At 67.5% G+C, this 22609-nt stretch carries 22 protein-coding genes and 2 tRNA genes; 18 read left to right on the top strand and 6 right to left on the bottom strand.

What is annotated here, in order from left to right:
• Positions 1-135: 135 nt before the first annotated feature.
• Positions 136-1203 (bottom strand): transcription initiation factor IIB family protein, encoded by a 1068-nt coding sequence (locus EDM04_RS17435; RefSeq protein WP_123624361.1) that lies wholly within the window; start codon positions 1201-1203, stop codon positions 136-138.
• Positions 1204-1366: 163 nt separating this feature from the next.
• Between EDM04_RS17435 and EDM04_RS17430 the strand changes: the two genes are divergently transcribed.
• Positions 1367-1912 carry a hypothetical protein gene (locus EDM04_RS17430; RefSeq protein ID WP_123624359.1) on the top strand — a complete coding sequence of 182 codons (546 nt, stop codon included), beginning with the start codon at positions 1367-1369 and terminating at the stop codon, positions 1910-1912.
• Between the two features lie 63 nt (positions 1913-1975).
• Here EDM04_RS17430 and EDM04_RS17425 read toward each other — a convergent pair whose 3' ends face one another.
• Positions 1976-2803 carry a ParA family protein gene (locus tag EDM04_RS17425; RefSeq protein ID WP_123624357.1) on the bottom strand — a complete coding sequence of 276 codons (828 nt, stop codon included), beginning with the start codon at positions 2801-2803 and terminating at the stop codon, positions 1976-1978.
• A gap of 94 nt (positions 2804-2897) precedes the next feature.
• Between EDM04_RS17425 and EDM04_RS17420 the strand changes: the two genes are divergently transcribed.
• Positions 2898-4115, top strand: a complete 1218-nt coding sequence (locus EDM04_RS17420) for a nitrate/nitrite transporter (RefSeq protein ID WP_123624355.1) — start codon at positions 2898-2900, stop codon at positions 4113-4115.
• 72 nt (positions 4116-4187) lie between these two features.
• Here the strand turns inward: EDM04_RS17420 and EDM04_RS17415 are convergent, their stop codons facing one another.
• Together EDM04_RS17415 and EDM04_RS17410 are read right to left on the bottom strand one after the other, a co-directional pair.
• Positions 4188-4607: an HIT family protein gene (locus EDM04_RS17415; RefSeq protein ID WP_123624353.1), complete on the bottom strand. Its 420-nt coding sequence runs from the start codon at positions 4605-4607 to the stop codon at positions 4188-4190.
• Positions 4608-4651: 44 nt separating this feature from the next.
• On the bottom strand, positions 4652-5155 hold the full coding sequence (locus EDM04_RS17410) for a DoxX family protein (RefSeq protein ID WP_123624351.1): 504 nt from the start codon (positions 5153-5155) through the stop codon (positions 4652-4654).
• Positions 5156-5585: 430 nt separating this feature from the next.
• Here EDM04_RS17410 and EDM04_RS17405 point away from each other — a divergent pair, with 430 nt between their 5' ends.
• From EDM04_RS17405 to EDM04_RS17360, 9 genes are all read left to right on the top strand, one after another.
• Positions 5586-6950 (top strand): DNA primase, encoded by a 1365-nt coding sequence (locus EDM04_RS17405; protein WP_123624349.1) that lies wholly within the window; start codon positions 5586-5588, stop codon positions 6948-6950.
• Between the two features lie 102 nt (positions 6951-7052).
• Positions 7053-8342: an adenosylhomocysteinase gene (locus tag EDM04_RS17400; RefSeq protein WP_123624347.1), complete on the top strand. Its 1290-nt coding sequence runs from the start codon at positions 7053-7055 to the stop codon at positions 8340-8342.
• Positions 8343-8402: 60 nt separating this feature from the next.
• Complete coding sequence (locus tag EDM04_RS17395) at positions 8403-8639, top strand: antitoxin VapB family protein (RefSeq protein ID WP_123624345.1); 237 nt, start codon at positions 8403-8405, stop codon at positions 8637-8639.
• A gap of 1 nt (position 8640) precedes the next feature.
• Entirely contained in the window at positions 8641-9030 is a 390-nt protein-coding gene (locus tag EDM04_RS17390; protein ID WP_123624343.1) for a type II toxin-antitoxin system VapC family toxin, read from the top strand.
• A gap of 449 nt (positions 9031-9479) precedes the next feature.
• Positions 9480-10247 carry an endonuclease NucS gene (gene nucS / locus EDM04_RS17385; RefSeq protein WP_123624341.1) on the top strand — a complete coding sequence of 256 codons (768 nt, stop codon included), beginning with the start codon at positions 9480-9482 and terminating at the stop codon, positions 10245-10247.
• A gap of 158 nt (positions 10248-10405) precedes the next feature.
• On the top strand, positions 10406-10936 hold the full coding sequence (locus tag EDM04_RS17380; RefSeq protein ID WP_123624339.1) for a 50S ribosomal protein L16: 531 nt from the start codon (positions 10406-10408) through the stop codon (positions 10934-10936).
• A gap of 140 nt (positions 10937-11076) precedes the next feature.
• Complete coding sequence (locus tag EDM04_RS17375) at positions 11077-13131, top strand: DEAD/DEAH box helicase (protein WP_123624337.1); 2055 nt, start codon at positions 11077-11079, stop codon at positions 13129-13131.
• A gap of 79 nt (positions 13132-13210) precedes the next feature.
• Positions 13211-13281: transfer RNA gene (locus EDM04_RS17370), tRNA-Pro, on the top strand.
• A gap of 321 nt (positions 13282-13602) precedes the next feature.
• Positions 13603-14751 carry a group I intron-associated PD-(D/E)XK endonuclease gene (locus EDM04_RS17360; protein ID WP_123624333.1) on the top strand — a complete coding sequence of 383 codons (1149 nt, stop codon included), beginning with the start codon at positions 13603-13605 and terminating at the stop codon, positions 14749-14751.
• Between the two features lie 52 nt (positions 14752-14803).
• Here EDM04_RS17360 and EDM04_RS17355 read toward each other — a convergent pair whose 3' ends face one another.
• Complete coding sequence (locus tag EDM04_RS17355) at positions 14804-15760, bottom strand: hypothetical protein (RefSeq protein WP_123624331.1); 957 nt, start codon at positions 15758-15760, stop codon at positions 14804-14806.
• Between the two features lie 304 nt (positions 15761-16064).
• Between EDM04_RS17355 and EDM04_RS17350 the strand changes: the two genes are divergently transcribed.
• The 7 genes from EDM04_RS17350 (at position 16065) to EDM04_RS17325 (ending at position 22253) form a co-directional block, all read left to right on the top strand.
• Positions 16065-16138 (top strand) — tRNA-Phe (locus EDM04_RS17350).
• Between the two features lie 434 nt (positions 16139-16572).
• Positions 16573-17250 carry a hypothetical protein gene (locus EDM04_RS17345; protein WP_123624328.1) on the top strand — a complete coding sequence of 226 codons (678 nt, stop codon included), beginning with the start codon at positions 16573-16575 and terminating at the stop codon, positions 17248-17250.
• Positions 17251-17599: 349 nt separating this feature from the next.
• Positions 17600-18535 carry an endonuclease/exonuclease/phosphatase family protein gene (locus EDM04_RS17340; protein WP_164471164.1) on the top strand — a complete coding sequence of 312 codons (936 nt, stop codon included), beginning with the start codon at positions 17600-17602 and terminating at the stop codon, positions 18533-18535.
• Between the two features lie 93 nt (positions 18536-18628).
• The gene (locus EDM04_RS17335; protein WP_123624324.1) at positions 18629-19099 is read left to right on the top strand and encodes a DoxX family membrane protein; all 471 of its coding nucleotides are present in this window, start codon (positions 18629-18631) and stop codon (positions 19097-19099) included.
• A 100-nt stretch (positions 19100-19199) separates the two neighbouring features.
• Entirely contained in the window at positions 19200-19355 is a 156-nt protein-coding gene (locus tag EDM04_RS18640) for a hypothetical protein (protein WP_164471163.1), read from the top strand.
• A 66-nt stretch (positions 19356-19421) separates the two neighbouring features.
• Positions 19422-21302: an anaerobic carbon-monoxide dehydrogenase catalytic subunit gene (gene cooS, locus EDM04_RS17330; RefSeq protein WP_123624322.1), complete on the top strand. Its 1881-nt coding sequence runs from the start codon at positions 19422-19424 to the stop codon at positions 21300-21302.
• A gap of 6 nt (positions 21303-21308) precedes the next feature.
• Positions 21309-22253 (top strand): ArsA-related P-loop ATPase, encoded by a 945-nt coding sequence (locus tag EDM04_RS17325; protein ID WP_123624320.1) that lies wholly within the window; start codon positions 21309-21311, stop codon positions 22251-22253.
• On the opposite strand, the gene EDM04_RS17320 is transcribed toward EDM04_RS17325, so the two are convergent.
• Positions 22250-22585: a zinc ribbon domain-containing protein gene (locus tag EDM04_RS17320; protein WP_123624318.1), complete on the bottom strand. Its 336-nt coding sequence runs from the start codon at positions 22583-22585 to the stop codon at positions 22250-22252. The genes EDM04_RS17325 and EDM04_RS17320 overlap by 4 nt on opposite strands.
• Between the last annotated feature and the right edge of the window lie 24 nt (positions 22586-22609).

Here is a 22609-nt window from a genome sequence, read left to right as displayed (position 1 = left end):
TGGACACATCGGTCCCCAGCGTCGCCGAACGGCGCGATCGATAGACCGATAGCTCGCGCTTTCGGCGGATCTCGACTCGCGGCACAGAAGACGACTGTCCCTTCGATCACTTCGCAGTCGGGGCTCCGTCCCGGCTCACTCGGCGGTCAGGTCCACGTACGTTCTCCGGACGGTCACGGGCGTCACGTCGGCGACGTCGGCGGCCTCCCGCTGGGTGCACTCGGCGTCCAGCTCGCGGGCCGCGGTGTACAGGCAGGCGGCGGCGACGCCGACCGGGTTGCGGCCGTTCGCGATCCCCTCCTCGACGGCGCGCTCGGCCAGTTCGCCGGCGCGGCGCTCCACGTCGGCGCCGCAGCCGAGGTCGCTCGCGAACCGCGGGAGGTACTCGGCCGGGCCGGTCGGCGCGATCGGCAGCCCGAGCTCGCGGTTCATCGCGTCGAAGGCCGCTTGATGCTCCTCTTCCGTCGCCTTCGCCTCGGCGCAGATCTCGCCGACGGTGCGGGCCACGTCCGCGGTGCGGCAGGCGACGTACAGGCAGGCGGCCGCGAACCCCTCCAGCGACCGGCCGCGGAGCAGGCTCTCGTCCTGCGCCGAGTCGAACAGCGTGCAGGCGGTGTCGCGGACGCTGTCGGGGAGCTCCAGGACGCCGGTCAGCCGCCGGATCTCGGTGTACGCGTACACCTTGTTGCGGTCGCGCTTCGTCGAGATCTGCGCGCGGTTGTGCTGGGTGCGCATCCGGGCGAGCCGCCGCCGCTTGCGCCCCTTGACCTTCGTCGACCGGCCGATCTCGGTCGAGAGTCCGCGGTCGTGTCGCGAGCGCGTCAACGGGGCGCCGGTGCGCTTGGGGTTCGTGTCGTCGTCGTCGAACGACCGCCACTCGGGGCCGTGGTCGATCCGGTCGGACTCGACGACGAGCCCGCAGTCGGCACAGACGCGCTCCGCGGCGTCGACGCGCGTCCGACCGCCGCATTCGGGGCAGGTCTCGCGGGCGGCGGTCTCGCCGGCGTCCGCGGTTTCGTCCGCGCCGGTCGTCGCGGCGCGGTCGGTCTCGTCAGCGCCGGTCGTCGCGGCGCGGTCGGCGGTGGCAGTCTCGCCGGTGTCGACGGTCGCGGCGCGGTCAGTGGTGCCGGCGCGGCTCGCGGTCGCGGCGTCGTCGGTCTCGGTGCGGGGCGAACGGGTCTGGGTCGAGCGTGCCTCACTCATCACACGTCGAACTCGGGCCCGATGCCTTACTTAAACCCGGGAGAATTCGGGGCGGATCGGCCGGAACGGCGCGCTCGAACCGACCGGTAACCGATCGGTGATATCCCGACTTACCCCGCCGCAGTACGGTGGTTTTAACCCTCCGAGCGAACCATCGGTTCGCATGACGCTGTCGGAGATCGCGGACGGCCTCGAAGTGACCGCGAGCCAGCGCGACCGGGGTGTCGCCGTCGCGGACGACACGGAGACCCCGCTCGTCGATCGGCTCGCGGAGCACGCGGACGACCTCCCGTGCACGCCGGAGGCGACGGCGACGCTCGTCGACGCCTACACCGCCGGACGGAGCGTCGGCGACGCCGCCCGCGAGGCCGGCGTGACGCCGATGACGGGCGCGAAGGCCCTCCACCGCTGCGGCGTCGAGGGCGTCTGTCCGCTCGCGCCGACTCGCCGAGAGGTGGTCCGCGACTGGCTGGACGGCCGGATCGCGCGCAGCGAGGCCGTCGCGCTCGCGGGCGGAGACGAGGCGGACTTCGCGCTGGCGACGTACGTCGAGACCCACGACCCGCCGTCGGAGATCGTCGAGGCGGTCGACGCCCACGTGGCCGGTTCCGCCCCGCTCGGCGGCGGCTCCGCGGGATCGGCCGGACCCGCCGGAAGCGACGGCGACGCGCTCGGCGGCGCGCTCGGGTCGCCCGACGGTCTCCGCTGAGCGCCGGGCGCGCTCTCCGCTCGCTTCGCCCTCTCTCCACTTCTCGCCTCTCCTCGCCTCCACTCAGGGCGTCAGCCGATCGACTAGCCCGGGCTCCTCGAACTCGATATCGACGGTCGCGTCGAAGGCGTCTTCGAACGCCGCCGCGACGGCACGCGCGTATTCTCCGTCCCTCGTCGCCGCCGTCGGCGCGCTCGCGACCGCGGGATCGGTCGGCGGGAGGCGAACGTCGGCGTCGCCCTCCGCGTCGCCTCCGACGGTCCCGTCCGCTCCGACGCCCCGCGCCACCGCGATCGACCGGTCCACCCCGCCCCCTACGTCGGCGACGCGGCCGCGGAGCCGCTGGAGGGCGTCGCGCCCGTGCGTCGTCGCCGGGTACACCGCCGCCGTCCGGTCCGCGGCGGTGACCCCCGCGACCGCCTCGTTCGAGCCGACCGGCGCGGCGTCGACGATCACGGCGTCGTAGCCCGTCGCGGCCTCGTCGATCCGCCGTTCGAGCTTCCGGGCCGCCTCCGCGGTCTTCGCCCGCGCGGCGCGCTCGAAGGGGGCGCGGGCCGGGAGCGCGTCGGCGCGGCCCGGGAGGTCCGGGGCATCGCCGTCTCTTCCGCCGGGGTCCCCGGCGTTCCCGACGTTCCCGGCGCGTCCGCCTCCCGCGACGATCGGGTACGTCGCCGCCGACAGCGACGCGCCGGTCTCGTCGGTTATCAGGGTCGTGAGGTCGGTTCCGATCCGGCCGGTGACGTACTCGGAGAGCCCCTGCGTCGTGAACGCGGCGTCGACGACCGCCACGTCGCGACCGTCGCGCGCGCCGAGCGCCGCCAGTTCGACCGCGGTTCGCGTCGTCCCCGCACCGCCGGTCGCCCCGACGAGCGCGAGCGTTCTGGTGTGCATGGCTCCGCTCACTGGAGTCGATTGTTAAGCGTCGCGGATCGCTTCAGCGCTCGACACAATATTTATATCATATTTATTAATAACGGATTGATACATGGCCGCTATCGCAGACGGAAAGTGGCGCGCGCTCGCGCTCGTCGGCGTCGCGGAGCTGTTCGCGATGACGCTCTGGTTCAGCGGCACGGCCGTCGGGCCGGAGTTGGCCGCGGCGTGGGGACTCTCCGCGGCCGAGACGGCCTGGCTGACCAACGCGGTCCAGCTCGGCTTCGTCGCGGGAGCCCTCGCGTCGGCGTCGCTGACGATCGCCGACGTGGTTCCGCCGCGGTACCTGTTCGCCGGCTCCGCCCTGCTCGGCGCGGCGGGGACGGCGGCCATCGCGGCGCTCGTCGCCAGCGGTCCGCCCGCGATCGCCCTGCGATTCCTGACGGGCGTCGCGCTCGCGGGGGTGTATCCCACCGGCATGAAGATGATGGCGTCGTGGTTCGACGGGGGCCGAGGGCTCGCCATCGGCGTTCTGGTCGGCGCGCTGACGGTCGGATCGGCCTCGCCGCACCTCCTCCGGGCGGTCGGCTGGATCGGTCGCCCCGACGCGGTCCTGTACGGCACGGCCGCGCTGGCGGCGCTCGGCGGCGCGCTCGTCCTCGCGTACGAGGACGGGCCACACCAGCCGGAGACGGCGCCGTTCGATCCCGGCGCGATCCGGCGGATCGTCACCGACCGCGGCGTCGTCCTCGCGAACACCGGCTACTTCGGTCACATGTGGGAGCTGTACGCGGTCTGGACGTGGATCCCGTTCTATATCGCCGCGAGCTTCGAGGTCGGCGGGATGGCCGACGCCGACGGCCGCGCCGCGCTGCTGGCGTTCGCGACCATCGCTATCGGCGGCGTCGGCGCGTGGCTGGCCGGATCCGCGGCCGACCGCTGGGGTCGGTCCGCCGTCACCAGCCTGTCCATGGGCGTCTCGGGGACCGCCTGTCTGCTCGCGGGCGTCGTCTTCGGTTCGCCGCCGCTCGTGGTCGTCCCGTTCGTCCTCGTCTGGGGATTCTTCATCGTGGCCGACTCCGCGCAGTTCTCCGCCGCCGTCTCCGAACTCGCCGACGAGAGCTACGTCGGCTCCGCGCTGACCCTGCAGACCGCCGTCGGCTTCCTCATCACCATCGCTTCGATCCAGCTGGTCCCCCTCGTGCGGGACGCCGCCGGCTGGCGGTGGGCCTTCGCCCCGCTCGTCGTCGGCCCGCTCGTGGGAACCGGCGCGATGCTGTGGCTCCGCACGCTTCCGGAGGCCGACCGACTGGCCGGGGGACGGGGGTGACGGACCGGCGGGCGTTCGACCGCCGGTCGGCGCCGTGAGCGACCGCTCGGATCGACCGCCCGGATCGACCGCTCACTCGGCGATCGCCTTGGCCACCGCGTCCAGCTCGTCGTCGGAGAGCTCGGGCCGCTCGCCGCCGACGGCGTGGAGGGGCGCGCCGCCGTCCCCCTCGAACCGCGGGATGATGTGGACGTGGACGTGCGGGACCTCCTGGCCGGCCGCCTCGCCGTCGTTGATGCCGACGTTCGCGCCGTCGGCGCCGACGGTCGACTGGACGCGCGGCGCGAGCTCCGTCACGGCCGCGAAGAGGTCGCTCGCGAGGTCGTCGTCGAGGTCCCCGACGTGTTGGGCGTGCGACTTCGGGATCACGAGCGTGTGCCCGCGCGCGAGCGGGTTGGCGTCGAGGAACGCCAGCACGTCGTCGGTCTCGTGGACGGTTCGAGCCGGGATGTCGCCGTCGACGATCGAACAGAAGACGCAGTCTTCGGACATACGCGAGAGGTCGTCGCCGCGACCCATCAAGGTTTCCCGGGGCGCTACTCCGGTTTCCCCTCGCCCTCGCGGACGGTCCCGCCGACGACGATCGCCGCCCCGATAATGACGAGGTTCTTGATGATGTACTGCCCCTCGACGGTCAGCTCGTGGGGGAACGTGACGAACACGACCTCCGGCAGCAACACGATCGGGAGGAACGTCCCCGGCATCTGGAGGAACAGGAGCAGGATACCGACCCGGATCAGCGGTCGGTACAGCAGACACAGCCCGATGAGCACCTCCCAGACACCCAAAATCGGGACGAACAGCTCCGCCGGCACCACGTACACCGTCGCCGCGACGAGGTCCGCGGCCGGGCTCCCGCCGATCACCTTCAGGCCGCCGAACCAGACGAAGACGATCCCGAGCGCGACCCGTAGCGCCGGGATCCCGAGTCGGTTCATCTGCCGCGTTATCTCGCGATCGACGCGGTCGAACCGCTCTCGGGCCGTACGGAACCTGTCCGTCTCTGTCGAGTCGCCGTCGGCTGTCTGGGGTGTTTCCATAATCGCTCGTGTCTTCTTGGCGCTAGAGATGCAAAAACCTAGATAGAGCGGATCAACTACCCCACCCTACTTCGCTCACCCTGACGGGTTCGCTCGTGGAGGGTGTCGCCAGAACTCTTCGAGTTCTGGCTGCTAACCAGAAGTCACAGACTTCTGGTGATGGGGCTTGTCCATGAACTCGGCCTCAAACCCTTCCGGGTGGGCGTTGAGTTCCACTCCGCACAGCACCTCACACCTCCCCAGCCTCGCGGTTCGCGCTCTCCGAGCGCTCACCGCGTCCAGCGAGGGACGGAGTCCCTCGAGTAACCGCTCGATCCGGCAAAACAGCCGAACGGTCGATTCAGGACCGGAAACCCGGATACAATCCGATTTAAACCGGCTTAACGGAGTTCCCTTTTTATAGGGTAACGGTGCCAGGGCCCGAGTGGACATGAGCAAACGCACGATTGGTCTGCTGTTGATCGCGGTCGTCGCGCTCGGCGCGATGACCGGCGTCGCGGCCGCCGACGGACACCTCGGCGTGGCCGTCGACAAAGACGCGGACGGGACATCGACGGTCACGGTGACCGAGAACGACACCGCGGTCGAGAACGCCACCGTCGACGTGAGCGTCGTCGACTCCGCCAACGAGTCGTACGCGGGGTCGGACGAGTACGTGACGGACGCGAACGGAACCGTCGACCTCCCCGCCCCCGAGGAGGACGTGACGGTGAACCTGACCGTTGAGTACGAGAACGACACCGTCACTCAGACGGCCGACCTCGAGGCCCCTGACGGCCTCGAGCTCGACGTGTCGAACACCGACGGCGAGCCGGTCGTGACGGTGACGGACAACGACACCGCGGTCGAGAACGCCTCGGTGAACGTCACCGCGGCCGACAGCCAGAACGACACCTACGTCGGCGCGGGCGACTACGAGACCGACGAGAACGGCACCGTCACCCTCGACGCGGCCGAGGAGGACGTGACGGTCGACGTGACCGCGGAGTACGACAACGACTCCGTCTCGACGACGGTGGACCTCGTGGCCCCCGCGGGGCTCGCGATCGATGTCGAGAACGCCAGCGGGGAGCCCGTCGTGACCGTCACCGACGACGGTGAGGCCGCGGAGAACGCCTCGGTGGACGTGACGACCGCCGACGGACAGAACGCCACCTACGCCGGCGAGGGCAGCTACGAGACCGACGAGAACGGCACTGTCACCCTCCCCGCAGCCGAGGATAACGTCACGGTCGACGTGACGGCGACCGACGAGAACGACTCCGTCTCGACGACGGTCGATCTGGGTGAAGAGGACGGTGAGGCCGAGGACCAGCCCTTCGGCCAGCTCGTGCAGGACTTCATCGACCGCCTCGAGGACCGCGAGGGCGGTATCGGTGCCGCCGTCTCGGACTTCGTGACGGAGAACAACCCCGGGAACGCCCCCGACCACGCGGGCGGCCCCGGCGGCCCGGACGACGCGGGTAACGGAAGCGACGCGGGCAACGCCAGCGACGGTCCCGGGAACGCCCCCGACCACGCGGGCAACGGGAACGGCAGCGAGCAGGGCCCGCCGGACCACGCCGGACCGAACGGTGACGACGGTGACGACGCGAACGAGAGCGACGACGACACCCGCGGACCGCCGAGCGACGCCGGTCCGGACGGTGACGACTCCGACGACGCGGCGGAGGACGACGCCGACGAAAACGACGAAGATGACGATGACGACGATGACGACGATGACGACGATGACGACGACGGCAACGCCGGGAACGGCCCGGGTAACGGACAGGGCAACGGCCCCAACAACTGACGGCGCGTCCCGCGTCGGTCCGATGCGCGATCGCTGACGGCTCTTTTTCCGGACTCACTCGGTGTCGGCAGGGTTTAGTGCGCCGTGAGCGAACCGCATCGTATGAGCGAGACTTCGTATCCGCCGGTGTCACAGCACCTCTCGGACCTCGAAACGGCCCGCGAGGAGGGACGCCGGAAGATGGACTGGGCGCTCCAGCACATGCCGATTCTGAACGCCCTCCGCGAGGAGTTCGTCGACGAGCAGCCGCTCGCCGGCGAGACGATCGCGATGGCGATGCACGTCGAGGCGAAGACGGCGAACCTCGTCGAACTGCTCGCCGAGGGCGGCGCCGAGGTCGCGATCACCGGGTGTAACCCGCTTTCGACCCACGACGACGTGTCAGCCGCCTTAGACACCCACGAGTCGATCACCTCCTACGCGGTCCGGGGCGTCGACGACGAGGGGTACTACGACGCGATGCACGCCTGTATCGCCCACGGGCCGACCATCACCGTCGACGACGGGATGGACATGGTGAAGCTCGTCCACGAGGAGTACCCCGACCTGATCGACTCCATCGTCGGCGGCGCCGAGGAGACGACCACCGGCGTCGACCGCCTGCGCGCGATGGACGCCGACGGCGAGCTCCACTACCCCGTCTTCGCCGTGAACGACACGCCGATGAAGCAGCTGTTCGACAACGTCCACGGCACGGGCGAGTCGTCGCTCGCGACCATCGCGATGACGACGAACCTCTCGTGGGCCGGCAAGAACGTCGTCGTCGGCGGGTACGGCCAGTGCGGGAAGGGCGTCGCCAAGAAGGCCTCGGGCCAGAACGCGAACGTCATCGTCTGCGAGGTCGACCCCCGGAAGGCCCTCGAAGCGCACATGGAGGGGTACGAGGTGCTGCCGATGGTCGAGGCCGCGAAGAAGGGCGACGTGTTCATTACGACGACCGGCAACCGCGACGTGATCACCCGCGAGCACTTCGAGGAGATGGGGGACGGCGTGCTCCTCGCGAACGCCGGCCACTTCGACGTCGAAGTGAACCTCGACGACCTCGACGAGCTGGCCGTGGACCGCTACGAGGTCCGCGACGGCGTCGAGGGCTTCGAGATGGCCGACGGCCGCGTCCTGAACGTGATCGCCGAGGGGCGGCTCGTCAACCTCGCCGCCCCCATCGCCCTCGGCCACCCGGTCGAAGTGATGGACCAGAGCTTCGGCGTGCAGGCGGTCGTCGTGCGCGAACTCGCCGAAAACGGCGAGAGCTACGAGCCCGGCGTCCACGACGTGCCCGACGAGCTCGACCGCGAGGTCGCGGACATCAAGCTCACCGCCGAGGGCGTCGCGTACGACGACCTCAGCGACGAGCAGCGCGAGTACATGGACAGCTGGGAGCACGGGACATAAAGCGGGTCAGCGACGACCCCTGAGAAAGGCCTTTGTGAGTCTGCATACAACCGTATGCACATGTCGAAGAGCATCCGCCTCTCCGAGGAGGCATACGATCGGCTCGCGGCTCACAAGCGGGACGATGAGACGTTCTCCGACGTCGTTCTCCGGCTCGCCGGCGAGCGATCGCTGCTGGAACTCGCGGGGGTTCTGAGCGACGACGAAGCCGACGCGCTCCGCGAAGCTGTCGAGGAACGACGTGATCGACGCGCCGCTGAGCTAGAGGACACCGCCGACCGGCTTCGAGAGGCGTAGCGTGCTGCTTGACACCTCGTTCCTCATCGATTTGATGAACGGAGACGAGGACGCCGTCAAAAAGGCTCGGGAGTTGGAGACGGAACTCGTCCAGCAGCGCATCTCCTCGATGACGCTGTTCGAACTGTACTACGGTATCGCCCGAGCGACCGAGTCAGAGAGCGAGCGTCAAACGGTCGAAGACATCCTCGCCTCGAAGCCGATCCATCCGGCCGACACCGCCGTCATGCGGAAGGCCGGGCGGCTCGCGGGTGAGCTACAGAACGAAGGGACGCCTGTGGGCGACGGCGACGTGATCATCGCCGCCACTGCCGAAGTCGTCGACGAACCGGTACTGACCCGAAACGTCGAGGACTTCGAACGACTGGACGTCGAGATTGAGAGCTATTGAGTATAAATGGCGCGCCCCGGCGAGCGGTCCTCTGGGCCGCGAGCCGCGAGGGACCGAAGGTCCCTCTGGCAGCCGGCGGCGAAGCCGCCGGCGACGCCGGTGCGAGGGAGTCGGTCGCCGCAGGCGACCGACGAGGCTGGGGAGGCGTGAGGTGCTGTGCAGTTGCGGGTGGGACTCAAAGGGGCAGTCGTTGAGGCGGGCGCAGGGGACGCAAGGACCGCAAGGAGGGAGCGGTAGCGACCGACTGAGGACCGCAGCGAGCGTGCGCCCGCCTCAACGACTGGGGCTTTGGAAGTGTCCGCCGTCGATCCGTCGGTAGCCATTTATAAGCGATCGACAGAGACGCCGATTTCGTACAGCGCGCCATCGCCAACGACGACTTACGACCGACCACCCTCACAAACCTCTCCCTCGCGCCCTTTTTGAGCCGCAACCCCCTACACGCAGTAGTGACAGTCACTAGCGTCCACGACCCGAGCCACCGCGAGGCCCTCTGGGAGCTGGAGGACGCCTTCGAGCGCGGCGACCTGATAAGCGTCTTCGGTCGCTGTACCGTCAGCTACGAGGGCCGCGCCGCCTCCGACCTCGGCGACGGCGACCGACTGCTCGTGTTGAAGCCCGACGGCGCCGCCCTCGTCCACACCGACGAGGGGCGTCAGCCCGTCAACTGGCAGCCCCCGGGGTCCGAACACCGCGCCGCGGTACGCGGGGGACGGCTTCGCGTGCGCTCGACACGAACCAACCCCGACGAGACGCTGACGGTCCGCTTTTCGGACGTGCACCACCTCTCCGCGATGTCGGTCACGGGCGGGCGCGACCTCACGCTCCACGGGAGCGAGGAGGATCTCCGGACCCGGATCCTAGAACGGCCCGAACTCGTCGAGCCGGGGTTCGAACCCCGCGAGGTCGAGCGTCCCTCCAGCGCCGGACCGATGGACGTGTTCGGCGTCGACGCCGACGGCACCCCGGTCGTCGTCGAACTGAAACGGCGGCGGGTCGGCCCGGACGCGGTCGGCCAGCTCGCCCGGTACGTGCGGGCGCTCAGAGAGGAGTTGGGGGTGGAGGAGCGCGACGGCGACGACTCCGCCGCGGACCGCGACGACACCTCCACCGTTCGCGGCGTCCTCGTCGCGCCCTCGATCACCGACCGGGCCGCCGAGCGGCTCGCGGAGCGCGGGTTCGACCACGTCGCGCTCGAACCGACGCCGGGGGAGTGATCGAGCGGCGCGACCCGGTCCGAGGGCGCGATACGGGGGCATGTCAACACGCGCCGCGATCCGGTTGCGGGCCCGCACAGGTCTCGAAGCATCCGACGGTGACGCCTCGCTATCGAAGGCTTTATCGCCGCTGCACCGGCTACATCGGACAAGTAGCCATGTCTGATAAACCCGCCTCTATGTATCGGACGATCGATAAGCCGTCGTACACCCGCCGCGAATACATCACGGGTATCCCCGGATCGAAGATCGCCCAGCACAACATGGGCGACCTCTCCGCGGAGCCGGACGACTACCCCGTCCAGATCAGCCTCCGCGTCGAGGAGGAGCTCCAGATCCGACACGGCTCGCTCGAGAGCGCGCGCCTCTCGGCGAATCGCCACCTCATCAAGGAGCTCGGCGAGGGCAACTACAAGATGACCCTCCGCAAGTTCCCCCACCAGGTCATCCGGGAGAACAAGCAGGCGACCGGCGCCGGCGCGGACCGCGTCTCCGACGGGATGCGACAGGCGTTCGGCAAGCCGGTCGGGACCGCCGCGCGGCTCGACAAGGACGACGTCGTCTTCACGGCGTACTGCGACGTCGACCAGGCGCCCGTCGTGAAGGAGGCGTTCCGCCGCGCGTACAACAAGCTCTCGCCGCCGTGCCGGATCACGGTCGACCGCGGCGAGACGCTGCTCGTCTCGTAGAGACGATCGGTTTCCCGTCCGTTCGAGGCGGGTTCTTTTTCCGCGCGATCGCGACGCGTAGCCGCGGCGACGCGCGCACGGCACCGGTTTCGAGTCCCGAGCCGAACACCTGAAATACCTCGCTCGCGTACCGAACCGCAGTGTCACAGCAGTTGGCCGAGGTCGAGACGCTGTTCCTCCACGAGGCGCGGAGCGACTACACCGTCGTCGCGAACCGCGACGGCAACCGCGTGCTCCGCGGGCGGCTCGAACTCAAGGAGACCTCCGCGGGCCCGCGACCGGGCAAGTTCCGGGTGATCCGCGACGGCGAGGACCAGCCCCGTCAACCCGACGAGTTCGTCGACCTCGCCCGCGCGGCCGGCCGGATCCGGATCTCCGAGCAGACCTCGCCGGAGAACCGGACGCGGCTGAAGGCAATGCTCGACGGCTACCAGTTGGAGGCGACGGCGGTCCGGACCTGCCGGCGCTGCGCGAGCGACGGGCGGTACGGTCCCATCACGAGCGAGAGCGCGATCGAGCACAACGGCGAGCTGATCTGCCGGGACTGCGCCCGCCGGGAGTTAGAGCGGGAGCTGTCGTACAAAGGCGAGTTCACGGGCGCCGCCGAGGAGCGCCTCGAAGAACTGCTCTACGAGTCGGGCGACTTAGACCGGATCGTCAACCTCCTGCAGGGCGGGCTCGACCCCGACCTCACGAAGTACGACGAGGTCTCCGCGAACGTCGACGACATCTCGCCGGTCCGGACCGAGGACCTGGACCTCCACCCCGATCTGTCCGCGCACCTCCAGGGCCGCTTCGAGGAGCTGCTCCCGGTCCAGAGCCTCTCGGTGCGGAACGGCCTGCTCGAGGGGAACGACCAGCTCGTCGTGAGCGCGACCGCGACCGGGAAGACCCTCGTCGGCGAGCTGACGGGGATCGACCGGGCGCTGAAGGGGGACGGCAAGCTCCTCTTCTTGGTCCCGCTCGTCGCGCTCGCCAACCAGAAGCACGAGGACTTCGAGGACCGCTACGGCGACCTGCTGAACGTCTCGATCCGGGTCGGCTCCTCGCGGGTGAACGACGACGGCAACCGCTTCGACCCGAACGCGGACGTGATCGTCGGCACCTACGAGGGGATCGACCACGCGCTCCGGACCGGCAAGGACCTGGGCGACGTGGGGACGGTGGTCATCGACGAGGTCCACACCCTGAAGGAGGGCGAGCGCGGCCACCGGCTCGACGGGCTCATCTCCCGACTGAAGTACTACAGCGAAGAGCGGATGGCGACCCACGAGGGCTACGACGGCACGCAGTTCGTCTACCTCTCCGCGACCGTCGGGAACCCCGAGTGGCTCGCCGAGAAGCTCCGGGCGACGCTGATCGAGTACGAGGAGCGTCCCGTCCCCATCGAACGCCACGTCACCTTCGCGGACAGCCGCGAGAAGGCCCAGATAGCCGACAAGCTCGTCAAACGCGAGTTCGACACGAAGTCCTCGAAGGGGTACCGCGGGCAGACGATCATCTTCACGAACTCCCGGCGGCGCTGCCACGAGATCAGCCGGAAGCTCCGGTACGACTCCGCGCCGTACCACGCCGGCCTCGACTACAAGCGCCGGAAGACGGTCGAACGCCAGTTCGGGAACCAGGACCTCTCGGCGGTCGTCACGACCGCGGCGCTCGCGGCCGGCGTCGACTTCCCCGCCTCGCAGGTGATCTTCGACTCGCTGGCGATGGGGATCGAGTGGCTCTCCGTCCAGGAGTTCTCCCAGATGCTCGGCCGGGCCGGCCGGCCGGACTACCACGACCGCGGCCGGGTGTACCTCCTCGTCGAGCCCGACGGCGTCTACCACAACTCCATGGACCGCACCGAAGACGAGGTCGCCTTTACGCTGCTCAAAGGCGAGATGGAGGACGTGGCGACCCACTACGACGAGACCGCCGCGGTCGAGGAGACGCTGGCAAACGTCGTCGTCTCGGGTAAGAAGGCCAAGCGACTCAACGACCGGATGATCGGCGAGGTACCGACGAAACACGCGATCGGGAAGCTGCTGGAGTGGGAGTTCATCGACGGCTTCGATCCGACGCCCCTCGGTCGGGGGATCACGAGACACTTCCTCGCGCCCGACGAGGCGTTCTTCATGCTCGACGCGATCCGGAAGGGGACCGACCCCTACCAGATCGTCGCCGACCTCGAACTGCGCGACGACGAGGAGTGAGGCGCGGACGGGAAACCGGAGGGGTCCCGCGTCCGCGCAACGAAACGCTTTACCGGACGATGCGGGTACGTATGGGTGCGGGGCCGTGGGGTAGTGGTATCCTCGCTGCCTTGGGTGCAGTGGACCTGAGTTCGACTCTCAGCGGCCCCATCCGTTATTCTTGCCCGGTACAGACGATCTGTTCCAGTTCTGCATGAAGATCCGGGTGGTGTTGTCTGAGAACCTCTACGTCAGTTTGGAGTTCTTCGTGAATCCGGTTTCGGATTCGTGACACGGCCTGATACTGGTCCGAACCAGTGGTCTCCGATCGGAGGTGTTCACGCTCGGTCTCGGTAAGCAGAGCACGTGTTCGTGCCATAGCCCGTGTACACTCCTGTCTGGTAACTGTTTGACGCTGTTCGATCAAAAGATTTGTAAATATACAAATGTAAGTGTCATGACTCCCAAACCGGATACCGAATCACGACAGATATGGAGTCACACAGGCGAGGCGATCTCACCGAGCAAATTGTCATCACGGAGTTAAAGAAACGAGATATTAGCGTATCAACACCGGTAGGCGACAACGAACGATACGATCTCGTCTTGGAAACACCGGACGGCGGGCTGTTGCGTGCACAGGTCAAAACGGGGCGATTGAAAGAGGGGGTCGTCCGATTCAAGGGAGTAAGTCAGCATACGAACTCGTCTGGCCACGTCTACAAGCAGTACGGTGACGATGTCGACTGTTTCCTCGTACACTGCGACGAGACAGGAGAGACTTATCTTGTCGATTCGGGGGAGGTTGGCACCTCGATGCACTTGCGTGTCGATCCGCCCACCCAGAAAACTAACCAGATCAATTGGGCCGGGGACTATCGTCTCGACCAGCAGTGGCCACCAAGTAACCACAACAGACGTGAGGCAGCGGTCTCCGCGGCTATCGGCGCGCTTGAGAGTGTAGGGGGCTCCGTATACGTCGATCCGACCAAAGAGGACAGCCGGAATCTATTGTTTGTGGACACAGACGGTGAAACACATCAGATTGGAGTCGAGACCGGATGGATCGTGAACGGTCGAGTCAGGTTCACGCCGAGCGAATCCGCGGAGTACCATCTCATATATTGTGAGGACTTAGGTGATCTACTGTCCGTACATTCTGACGAATTTAATGAATCGATCTCGTTCCGGGTAGACAACAAAGGTACCCGAAACACAAGATCGAATCCGGCCGGTGAGTACACGTTTGAGAACAACTGGCCCCCAGAAGTTGTCGGGAGTTCACCGACAGATCAAACGCCGGAGCTGACACAGTTCATCAGTAGACTGGAAGAAGGCCAAATGGCGTACGACCGAGTAGAATGCGACGGGGAAAAGACGGCAACGGTGTATTGTGAGGAGTCGACTTTTCGAGTCCGCGTCGAACCGGCGTGGATTGAGGAAGGGCTACTCCGGTTCAATGCAAACGGCAACGATGCCGAGTACTACTCGTTCAAGAATCATGAAAAAGAGGAGTGGTATCTCGTGTCAGATGATTCGTTTGAGAGCTCCATCTCGCTTCGGATAGAGCCGCCCGAAAAAGAGGATAGCCGGATTAATTTTTCAGAGAATTACCTATTAGAAAATTTGAGGCCAATATAAATGGACATGCCGTCTCGGCTATTTTCCAAAGAATCAGCACCGAAAAAGGACCTTACCGCTCTAGCACCGTCCCGCTGGCGCCGACGACGTAGTCGCGGTCGCCGTCGAACGCCGCGACGGCGCGGAGGTTCTGGCCAGAGGGCGTGTCGACGACGCTCCAGTCCCCGCCCTCGCGCTCGACGACGGTGCCGCTCCCACCGACGGCGACGCCGCCGGCGTCGCCCGTGATCACGTCCTTGAGGCCGGCCTCGGCGATCCGGTCGGACCGCCACTCGACGCCGTCGTAGGCGTAGAGCGAGCCGCCGCCGACCACGGTCACGTCGTCGGGGGCGTCGGCGTCGAGTCCGGCGAAGGTGGTGTCCGCGTCCTCGACGCCGAACGGCTCCCACGTGGTGCCGTCGTCGGTAGCGAACACCGTCCCGTTCGTGTCGATCAGGGTCCCCGCGCGGGCGCCGTGGAAGTCGACGGCGGGGATGCCGGCGCCGGAGCCGGGCGTGAGGTAGTTCCAGGTGCCCTCCTCGCCGTTCTCGAAGCTGTAGTACACCAGTCCGGAGTCGTCGACCACGTACACGTCCGCGTCGCCCGCGGGGCCGGTGACCGCGACGGAGTTGAACTGGTTGGAGGCGTCGTCCGGCTGCGACCGGTCGACCAGGTTCCCGGTCGTCACGTCGTACTCACCGACGGCGCCGCTGTTGCCGACCATCCAGAGGCGCTCGCCGTCGTCGGTGACCCCGGCGCCGCGGAGGCCGTTTCCGTTGCCGGAGACGCCGCCGCGGAACGCGGTCTCCCAGCCGGCCGCCGTCCGCTCGATCAGCACGCCGCCCGCGCCGACAGCGTGCGGGTTCGTGGCGGTGTACCGGACGTCGTGGAGGCTCTCGTCGACCGGGGTCTTCGCGACGGTCCAGTCCGAGGCCGACTCCTCGTCCGCCGACGCGACGCCGGGGACCGCGGCGGCCGCGACCGATGCGCCTGCGAGCTTCACGACCGAACGTCGAGTGTGTCGGGTCATCGCATCCGGTCGATGTGGCGGAAGGGTAGTAAAAACCGGAAACCGTGGCGTTGAATTGAACCGATTTCGGGCGACTTGAACGGAGTTGATCGGATCAACGGCCGTTGCTTTCAAGTAAGCGATCGAAACGAACAGTGCTTTGAAGTGGAAAAGCGGATTCGGGGGGCGGTGGCGACCTCGATCGGGTTCGAGGCGGGGCGAGCGGAACCGGCGCGCGGACGACCGCGAGGCCGACGCGACTCGCCGATCGGTCCGCCGCCTTTCGAAATCCTTTTGTCTCGAATCGGCGTTGGTCCGAGTGCGAGCCGCCTTAGCTCAGACTGGGAGAGCACTCGACTGAAGATCGAGCTGTCCCCCGTTCAAATCGGGGAGGCGGCATATTTCGAGACGGTGAGCGTAGCGAACCGTCGAGAAAACGACGCCGAGTCGATTTGAGCAGGCGAGTCGCAGCGCGCGAACGGAGTGAGCGCGATCGTCTTCCGGAGTTCAAATCGAGGAGGCGGCATATTCTGAACACCTGAGCGGCGCGAGGGCGATCGGAGAGAGCCCTCGACGGGGAACGGCGAAGCCGTGAGCAGCGAACGGTTGAACCGCTCCCGGCCGATGCGAGCAGGAGTCGGTCCCAATTTCACAATCGGGGGTCGTCGCCGGGAGGGCCGACACGGGACTCGTTCTCTGCCAGACGGATTCAGTGAGACCTAACGACGCCGTACGGGGGCATAACAATACGCGAACGCGGTCAACGTGTGGCCGATGAGAGACCAGATTACGAGCGTAACGCTATCCGAATCGCGGTTCACGGTGGCGCGACCGTGCTCGAACGCAACCGAACGCGGTACCACTCGATCACGATGAAACGCTCACTCAAAGACCAGTTGATGAGGAAACGGTCGGAGCTCGAAGACCGCCTCGAAGAGGACGAGTCCGAGGAAGGCGATCCGGTGACGGAAGCGATCGCTGACGCCCTCTCGTCGAACGACAGGATCATCGAGATCAGGCCCGCGAAACGGTCGGGAGGGATGAGACTGAAAAAGCTCTTGCTGTTGGGAGCGGGGGCGCTCGGGTTCGCCTACTGGTCCCGGAACTCCAAGAAGCCGGACGAGGTCGTCAGGGGCGTCAAAGACATGACGGCCAACCGGATCCACCAGGCCGCAGAGAGCATCGAAGCGGGGAGCGAGGCCGCCTCCGAACGGATCGAGGAGGGCTCGGAGCGGGCCAGCGAAGCGGTCCAAGAGGCCGGCGAGAAGGCGGCGGATCGGGCGGAGGAAGCGGGCGGGAAGGCGTCTGACAAGGCCGAAGAGACCGGGAAGAAGGCGTCCGACAAGGCCGAAGAGGCCGGTGAAAAAGCATCGGAGAAGACTGAAGAAGCCGGTGAGAAGGCGTCCGACAAGACTGAAGAATCAGGCGAGGAGGTAGTAGAGGAGATGGTGGAAGGCGACGAGAAGGCGGCGGACGAAACCGACGGCGCCAGTAGTTCCTCGGAAGCCTAATCGCTCTGGGCACGGACCACTCCCGATCAGGACGCCGTCCGGTACGCCCCCGCTTCGCTCTCTTCGGTGGGAACGGGAGGAACCGATAAGCGACGATTACCGGGCGATAGCGTCAGGGAGAGGGGTGGAGGGAACGCGCGGTAACCGCCGTGTTCGGCGTGGCGACCCCGCGAACGGGGACGTGAGTTCGCGAGGACCGCCTCGCGTTCGGCTCGCTAAGTGGTTTGTAACCTTAGCGAGAGGCCGATACCGATAGTGAACGATGACTCCACGACCCGTCGCGTCTGGTTCGGCCTCCCGTCGAGCGGTGCTGAAATCGGGCGTAGCGGTTGCCGGCGGTAGCCTCTGTGTGACGGGCGGCGTGGCCGCTCGTTCACCCGAGACTGTGAGCGTGCTGACCCAGAACCTCTTTCTGGGAGCGGCGCTCGCGCCGGCACTGGAAGCGGAGACGGAGGCCGAGTTCGAGAGGACGACCGAACGCATCTACCGAAACGCCCTCGAGAGCCGTTTCGACCTGCGTGCCGGGGCGTTGGCGGATCGGGTCGCCGACGTCGAGCCGGACGCGATCGGGCTTCAGGAGGTCGCCCGTTTCGAGGAACGGGGCGGCGAGGCGACGACGCGCGATTATCTGCAGACCTTCCTGGAGGAACTCGAGTCGAAGGGGCTGTCGTACGGCGAGCGCGCCGCCGTCGAGACGTTCGACGCCGAGTTTTCGGTCGCGGACGACTCGCCGCTCGATCGGGTTCGGTTCTCGAACCGCGACGTGATCCTCGCCCGCGAGGGAGTGGAAACGAGCGGGGCCGACGCGGGGGCGTACTACACGGGAGGCAGGGAGTTCGGCATCGGGCGCGGGTACTGTTCGACGACCGTGGAGGGCGCGTTCACGTTCGTCAACACCCACCTGTCTCCGCCCGGCGTCCCCGTTCTCCAACGCGTTCAAGCGGCGGAGCTGGCGGCGCGGTTTCGGGACCCGCCGACCGTCCTCGTCGGGGACTTCAACAGCGGCCCGAACACGCCCACCGCCCGGGCGTACGACGTGTTGACGCGGCGCTACACCGACGCGTACGCCGCGGCGAATCCGGACGAGAGCGGCCACACGTGCTGTCAGCGACCGTCGCTCACCAACGAGGAATCGACGCTGAACCGGCGGATCGATCACGTGTTCACGCGGGGCGATGTGAAAGCGCTCGGGGCCGAACGCATCGGGAACGATCGGACCGCTCGCGTCGAGGGGCGGTGGCCGTCCGACCACGCGGGAGTCACGGCGGAGCTTGAGCTGCCCTGATCGCGGCGGTGTTCGATCGAAGGGGTAGGGGGATCGCCGTCGGGTCATGCGCTCGGGGGAACGCTCAATAGCCGTGCGCGGCTACCGTCGCGGATGAGCGACGAGACGGAGTCAGACGGCGACCCGGTCGGACCGCTCGCCGGTCGGAAACGCCCGCTTCGCTACGCGATGAGCGCGGCCTACGTGATCGCGGGGATCGCGCACTTCCTCGCGCCGAAGGCGTTCGCGCGGGTCGTCCCGCCCGGGCTCCCGAGACCGCGCGCCCTCGTGTACCTCTCCGGGATCGCGGAGGTCGGGTTGGGCCTCGGGGTCGCCTGCGATCGGACGCGACGCGGGTCGGCGTGGGGGATCATGGCGCTGCTCGGCGCCGTCTTCCCCGCGAACGTGTACATGGCGACCGACGGCGTGGCGGCAGAGCTCGCTCCCGACCGCCTCTCGGGGGTCGCCCGGGCGGCGGCGTGGGCGCGGCTCCCGTTGCAGGGCGTGTTGCTGCTGTGGGCGTGGTGGTACACGTGCCCGGAGTCCGAATTCGGATCCGGAAGCGACGACGCCCAGACGGGGTGATCAGACGAGTCGCGAGCTCGAGGGGAGCGAGGAATCGGTTTTAAACCGGACGATTATGAAGGACTAGTCTCTCTGCGAACGAGGCCGTAGCAAACGGTGTATGCTCGATATTGTACTCCACACGGGCCTCGAACACCCGGATATTTGGTGGATCGTCGTGCCGAGCCTGTTGACTTTCCTCGCGGGGGTCGGTATCGGATCGGCGGGCCGAAACGAGACGAGCGCGCGAGTCACCGACGGGATCGACGACAGCTGACCGCGGAGCGGCGAGCGGTCGCGCGCGGGAGTATTGGCCTCGAACGACGTGTTACACACCACAACGATGGCCACATCCGAAGACGACGAACCGACGACACCAGAACTGCCCGAGGAGCGCCTCGAAGAGAGCCAGCCGCAGTGCCCGTTCGGCGTCGGTGGGAGCTGTTGTCGCATCTGTTATATGGGCCCGTGCCGCGTCAGCGACGGGGCACACGGCATGGAGCGCGGCGTCTGCGGAGCGACGCCGGGGACCGTAGCGGCACGGAACGTCTACCGGGAGATCGCGTCCGGGGCGGCGAGCCACGCGGATCACGCCCGAGAGATCGCGACGGTACTCGCGGAGATCGCCGACGGCGAGCTGTCGGCGTACGACATCGCCGACCCCGAGAAGCTTCGGACGATCGCGGCGGATCTCGGTCTCGACGCGGAGGGGGACGTCAGCGCGGTCGCCGAGCAGGTCGCCGAGGCGGCGATCGAGGACTTTCAGGAGGGTGGAGAGACGCTGAATTGGCTCGACCGGATGCCGGACGAGCAGCGCGAGTACCTCGCCAAGCAGGGGATCGAGCCGCTCCCGAGCGCGGACAAGGAGGTCGCGCGGGCCATGCATCGGACGACACAGGGGAACGACGCGGACCCGAAACACCTCTTGACCGGTGCGGTCGAGGCGGGTCTCACCGACGGATACGCCGGGCTGACGATGGGAACCGACCTGCAGGACGTCGTGTTCGGAACGCCACAGCCGGTCCAGACGGAGGCCGACCTCGGGACGTTGAGAGAGGACGCCGTCAACATCGCCGTCCACGGCCACTCACCGGTCCTCAGCGAGATGGTGGTCAAGCACGCGAACGAGCTTGAAGACGAGGCGATCGAGGCCGGCGCAGACGGGATCAACATCGTGGGGATCTGCTGTACGGGCAACGAGCTGGCCGAGCGACAGAAGGTACCGTTGGCCGCCCACAGCAGTCAGGCGGAACTCGCGGTCACGACGGGGGCGCTCGACGCGATGGTCGCGGACATCCAGTGTATCTGGCCGGGGATCGGCGACGTCGTCGAGTGTCATCACACGCGGCTCATCACGACCGTCGACTACGTCCGGATCCCGGGAGCCGAACACGTCTCCTTCGATCCGGAGACCGCGGCGGAGGACGCAGAGGAGATCGTCCGTCGGGGCATCGCGGCGTTCGGCGACCGCCACAGCCGACAGGACTACACCGTCGAGATTCCGGACCGGACGACGGACGCGATGGTCGGGGTCTCGGACGATTTCGTGTTGAACGTGCTCGAGTCGGCGAATCCCGAGAACCCGTCGCGCCCGCTCGTCGACGCGATGGAGGCCGGTGACCTCAACGGAATCGTGGGGATCGTCGGTTGTCCGAACCCCAAGATGCGCACCGCGGACATGACCGAGATCCTGATCGAGGAGCTGCTCGCCGAGAACGTGCTTCCGGTGGTGACCGGTTGTATCGGCCACATTACGGCCCAGAACGGGTATCTCGATCCGGCGATGACCGACGAACTCGCGGGCGACGGACTGGCGGCGGTCCTGAACGACCTTGGCGAAGCGGCCGGACTCGACGGACCGCTGCCGCCGGTCTGGCACATGGGATCGTGCGTCGACAACTCCCGGATCGGGAACGTCGTCCGCGCGATCTCGGAAGACGCCGGAGTGCCGACCCGGGAACTCCCGGTCGTCGCGAGCGCTCCAGAGCTTATCGCCGAAAAGGCGGTCAGCATCGGCACGTGGGCGCTCGCGCTGGGGTTACCGCTGCACACCGCACCCACGCTCCACATGGACCACAGCGAGGAAGTCACGCGGATCATGACCGAGGATTTAAAAGACATCACCGGAGGGTTCGCGATCCAAGAGGAGGACCCGAAGGCGGCCGCCGACGCTATCGCGAGCGCGCTCGACGACCGCCGGACGGCCCTGTTCGAGGAGGCCTGATCCGCCATGTGCGACGCGTGCGGACGCCACGGAGACGGGAACAGCCACGACGGATCGAACGGTAGCCACGGTCAGGACCACCGAGAAGACCACGAGCATACTCACGGTCACGACCACCGAAAAGACCATGACGGCCGAGTCACCGAGCCGGATGCGACCGTCGACACGGACGGAACGGTTCGGATCGCGATCACGGGGAAAGGCGGCGTCGGAAAATCGACGGTGGCGGCCGCAGTCGCCCAACGGCTGGCTAACGGGCACGAAACCACGGCCATCGACGCCGACCCGGACATGAACCTCGCGACATCGCTGGGCGTCGAGGAGCCGAGTCCGGTGACGGACGAACGCGATCTCATCGAGGATCGGGCGGGAACCGGTGGTGGTCTCATTCGGCTGACACCGGACGTGAAAGACGTACTGGAGACGCACTCGGCGGAGTTCGGACCGGAAGGGCGGCTGCTGACGATCGGAGCGCCGGCCGCGGGGAACACCGGTTGCATGTGTCCCGAGAACAGTTTCGTGCGATCGCTCGTGTCGAGTGCGCTCGCCGAAGAGTACGTGGTGATGGACATGCCCGCCGGGATCGAACATCTCGGGCGCGGTACCGCCGAGGCGGTGGACGCGTTCGTCGTCGTCGTCGAACCGTCTCGAACCTCGATCGACACGGCCGAGCGCATCACGGAACTCGCGGCCGATCTCGGCGTCGACACGGTCAGAGCGGTCGTCAACAAGACGCGAGGGAACGCCGAGACGGTCGCCGACAAGCTCGACGTACCGGTGATCGCGACGCTACCGTACGACGAGGAGATCGCGGCCGCCGGACTCGGCGGCGACTCCCCGGTTCGAGCGAGCGCGCGCCTACGTGACGCCGCCACCGAGGTCGTCGGCGCGTTTCGGACGACATCGGGCGACCACGACGAGGCTGAGGGAGGGGCGAAACCCGCGAACTAGGCGCCGGGAGGGAGCGGCGCCGCGCATCGGCGGCAGTAGCTGAAGCCCGGCTCGTTGTCCGCCCCGCAGTGAGGGCACGTCGCGGCCGGATCGTTCGAGCCGTCCGATTCGCCCCGCTCCCGTTCCTCCCCGCGATCGTCCCTGGAGTCCGCCGGCGGTTCTCCTCCGAACTCCTCGTCTTCCGTGTACTTCTCTATCTCCCCGGCCCGCCGACGGCGCTGCCGGTCACGCCCGTCGCGGACGATTCCGCGGAGCACGCGGAACCCCAACCCCAGCGCGACGAGCAGCAGCGCTCCCGCGACCGCGAGGTAGACCGGCCCGAGGTCGATCATGCGGATCCTACGGGCCGGAGGCTT

This window comes from Halorubrum sp. CSM-61 (assembly GCF_003781945.1).
Taxonomy (GTDB): Archaea; Halobacteriota; Halobacteria; order Halobacteriales; family Haloferacaceae; genus Halorubrum.
This window is presented reverse-complemented; position numbering and strand designations above follow the sequence as displayed.

Coding starts and splice junctions, on each gene's coding strand:
- EDM04_RS17435 (WP_123624361.1), bottom strand. CDS start 1,203: ATGAGTGAGGCACGCTCGACCCAGACCCGTTCGCCCCGCACCGAGACC.
- EDM04_RS17430 (WP_123624359.1), top strand. CDS start 1,367: ATGACGCTGTCGGAGATCGCGGACGGCCTCGAAGTGACCGCGAGCCAG.
- EDM04_RS17425 (WP_123624357.1), bottom strand. CDS start 2,803: ATGCACACCAGAACGCTCGCGCTCGTCGGGGCGACCGGCGGTGCGGGG.
- EDM04_RS17420 (WP_123624355.1), top strand. CDS start 2,898: ATGGCCGCTATCGCAGACGGAAAGTGGCGCGCGCTCGCGCTCGTCGGC.
- EDM04_RS17415 (WP_123624353.1), bottom strand. CDS start 4,607: ATGTCCGAAGACTGCGTCTTCTGTTCGATCGTCGACGGCGACATCCCG.
- EDM04_RS17410 (WP_123624351.1), bottom strand. CDS start 5,155: ATGGAAACACCCCAGACAGCCGACGGCGACTCGACAGAGACGGACAGG.
- EDM04_RS17405 (WP_123624349.1), top strand. CDS start 5,586: ATGAGCAAACGCACGATTGGTCTGCTGTTGATCGCGGTCGTCGCGCTC.
- EDM04_RS17400 (WP_123624347.1), top strand. CDS start 7,053: ATGAGCGAGACTTCGTATCCGCCGGTGTCACAGCACCTCTCGGACCTC.
- EDM04_RS17395 (WP_123624345.1), top strand. CDS start 8,403: ATGTCGAAGAGCATCCGCCTCTCCGAGGAGGCATACGATCGGCTCGCG.
- EDM04_RS17380 (WP_123624339.1), top strand. CDS start 10,406: ATGTCTGATAAACCCGCCTCTATGTATCGGACGATCGATAAGCCGTCG.
- EDM04_RS17360 (WP_123624333.1), top strand. CDS start 13,603: ATGGAGTCACACAGGCGAGGCGATCTCACCGAGCAAATTGTCATCACG.
- EDM04_RS17355 (WP_123624331.1), bottom strand. CDS start 15,760: ATGACCCGACACACTCGACGTTCGGTCGTGAAGCTCGCAGGCGCATCG.
- EDM04_RS17335 (WP_123624324.1), top strand. CDS start 18,629: ATGAGCGACGAGACGGAGTCAGACGGCGACCCGGTCGGACCGCTCGCC.
- EDM04_RS18640 (WP_164471163.1), top strand. CDS start 19,200: ATGCTCGATATTGTACTCCACACGGGCCTCGAACACCCGGATATTTGG.
- cooS (WP_123624322.1), top strand. CDS start 19,422: ATGGCCACATCCGAAGACGACGAACCGACGACACCAGAACTGCCCGAG.
- EDM04_RS17325 (WP_123624320.1), top strand. CDS start 21,309: ATGTGCGACGCGTGCGGACGCCACGGAGACGGGAACAGCCACGACGGA.
- EDM04_RS17320 (WP_123624318.1), bottom strand. CDS start 22,585: ATGATCGACCTCGGGCCGGTCTACCTCGCGGTCGCGGGAGCGCTGCTG.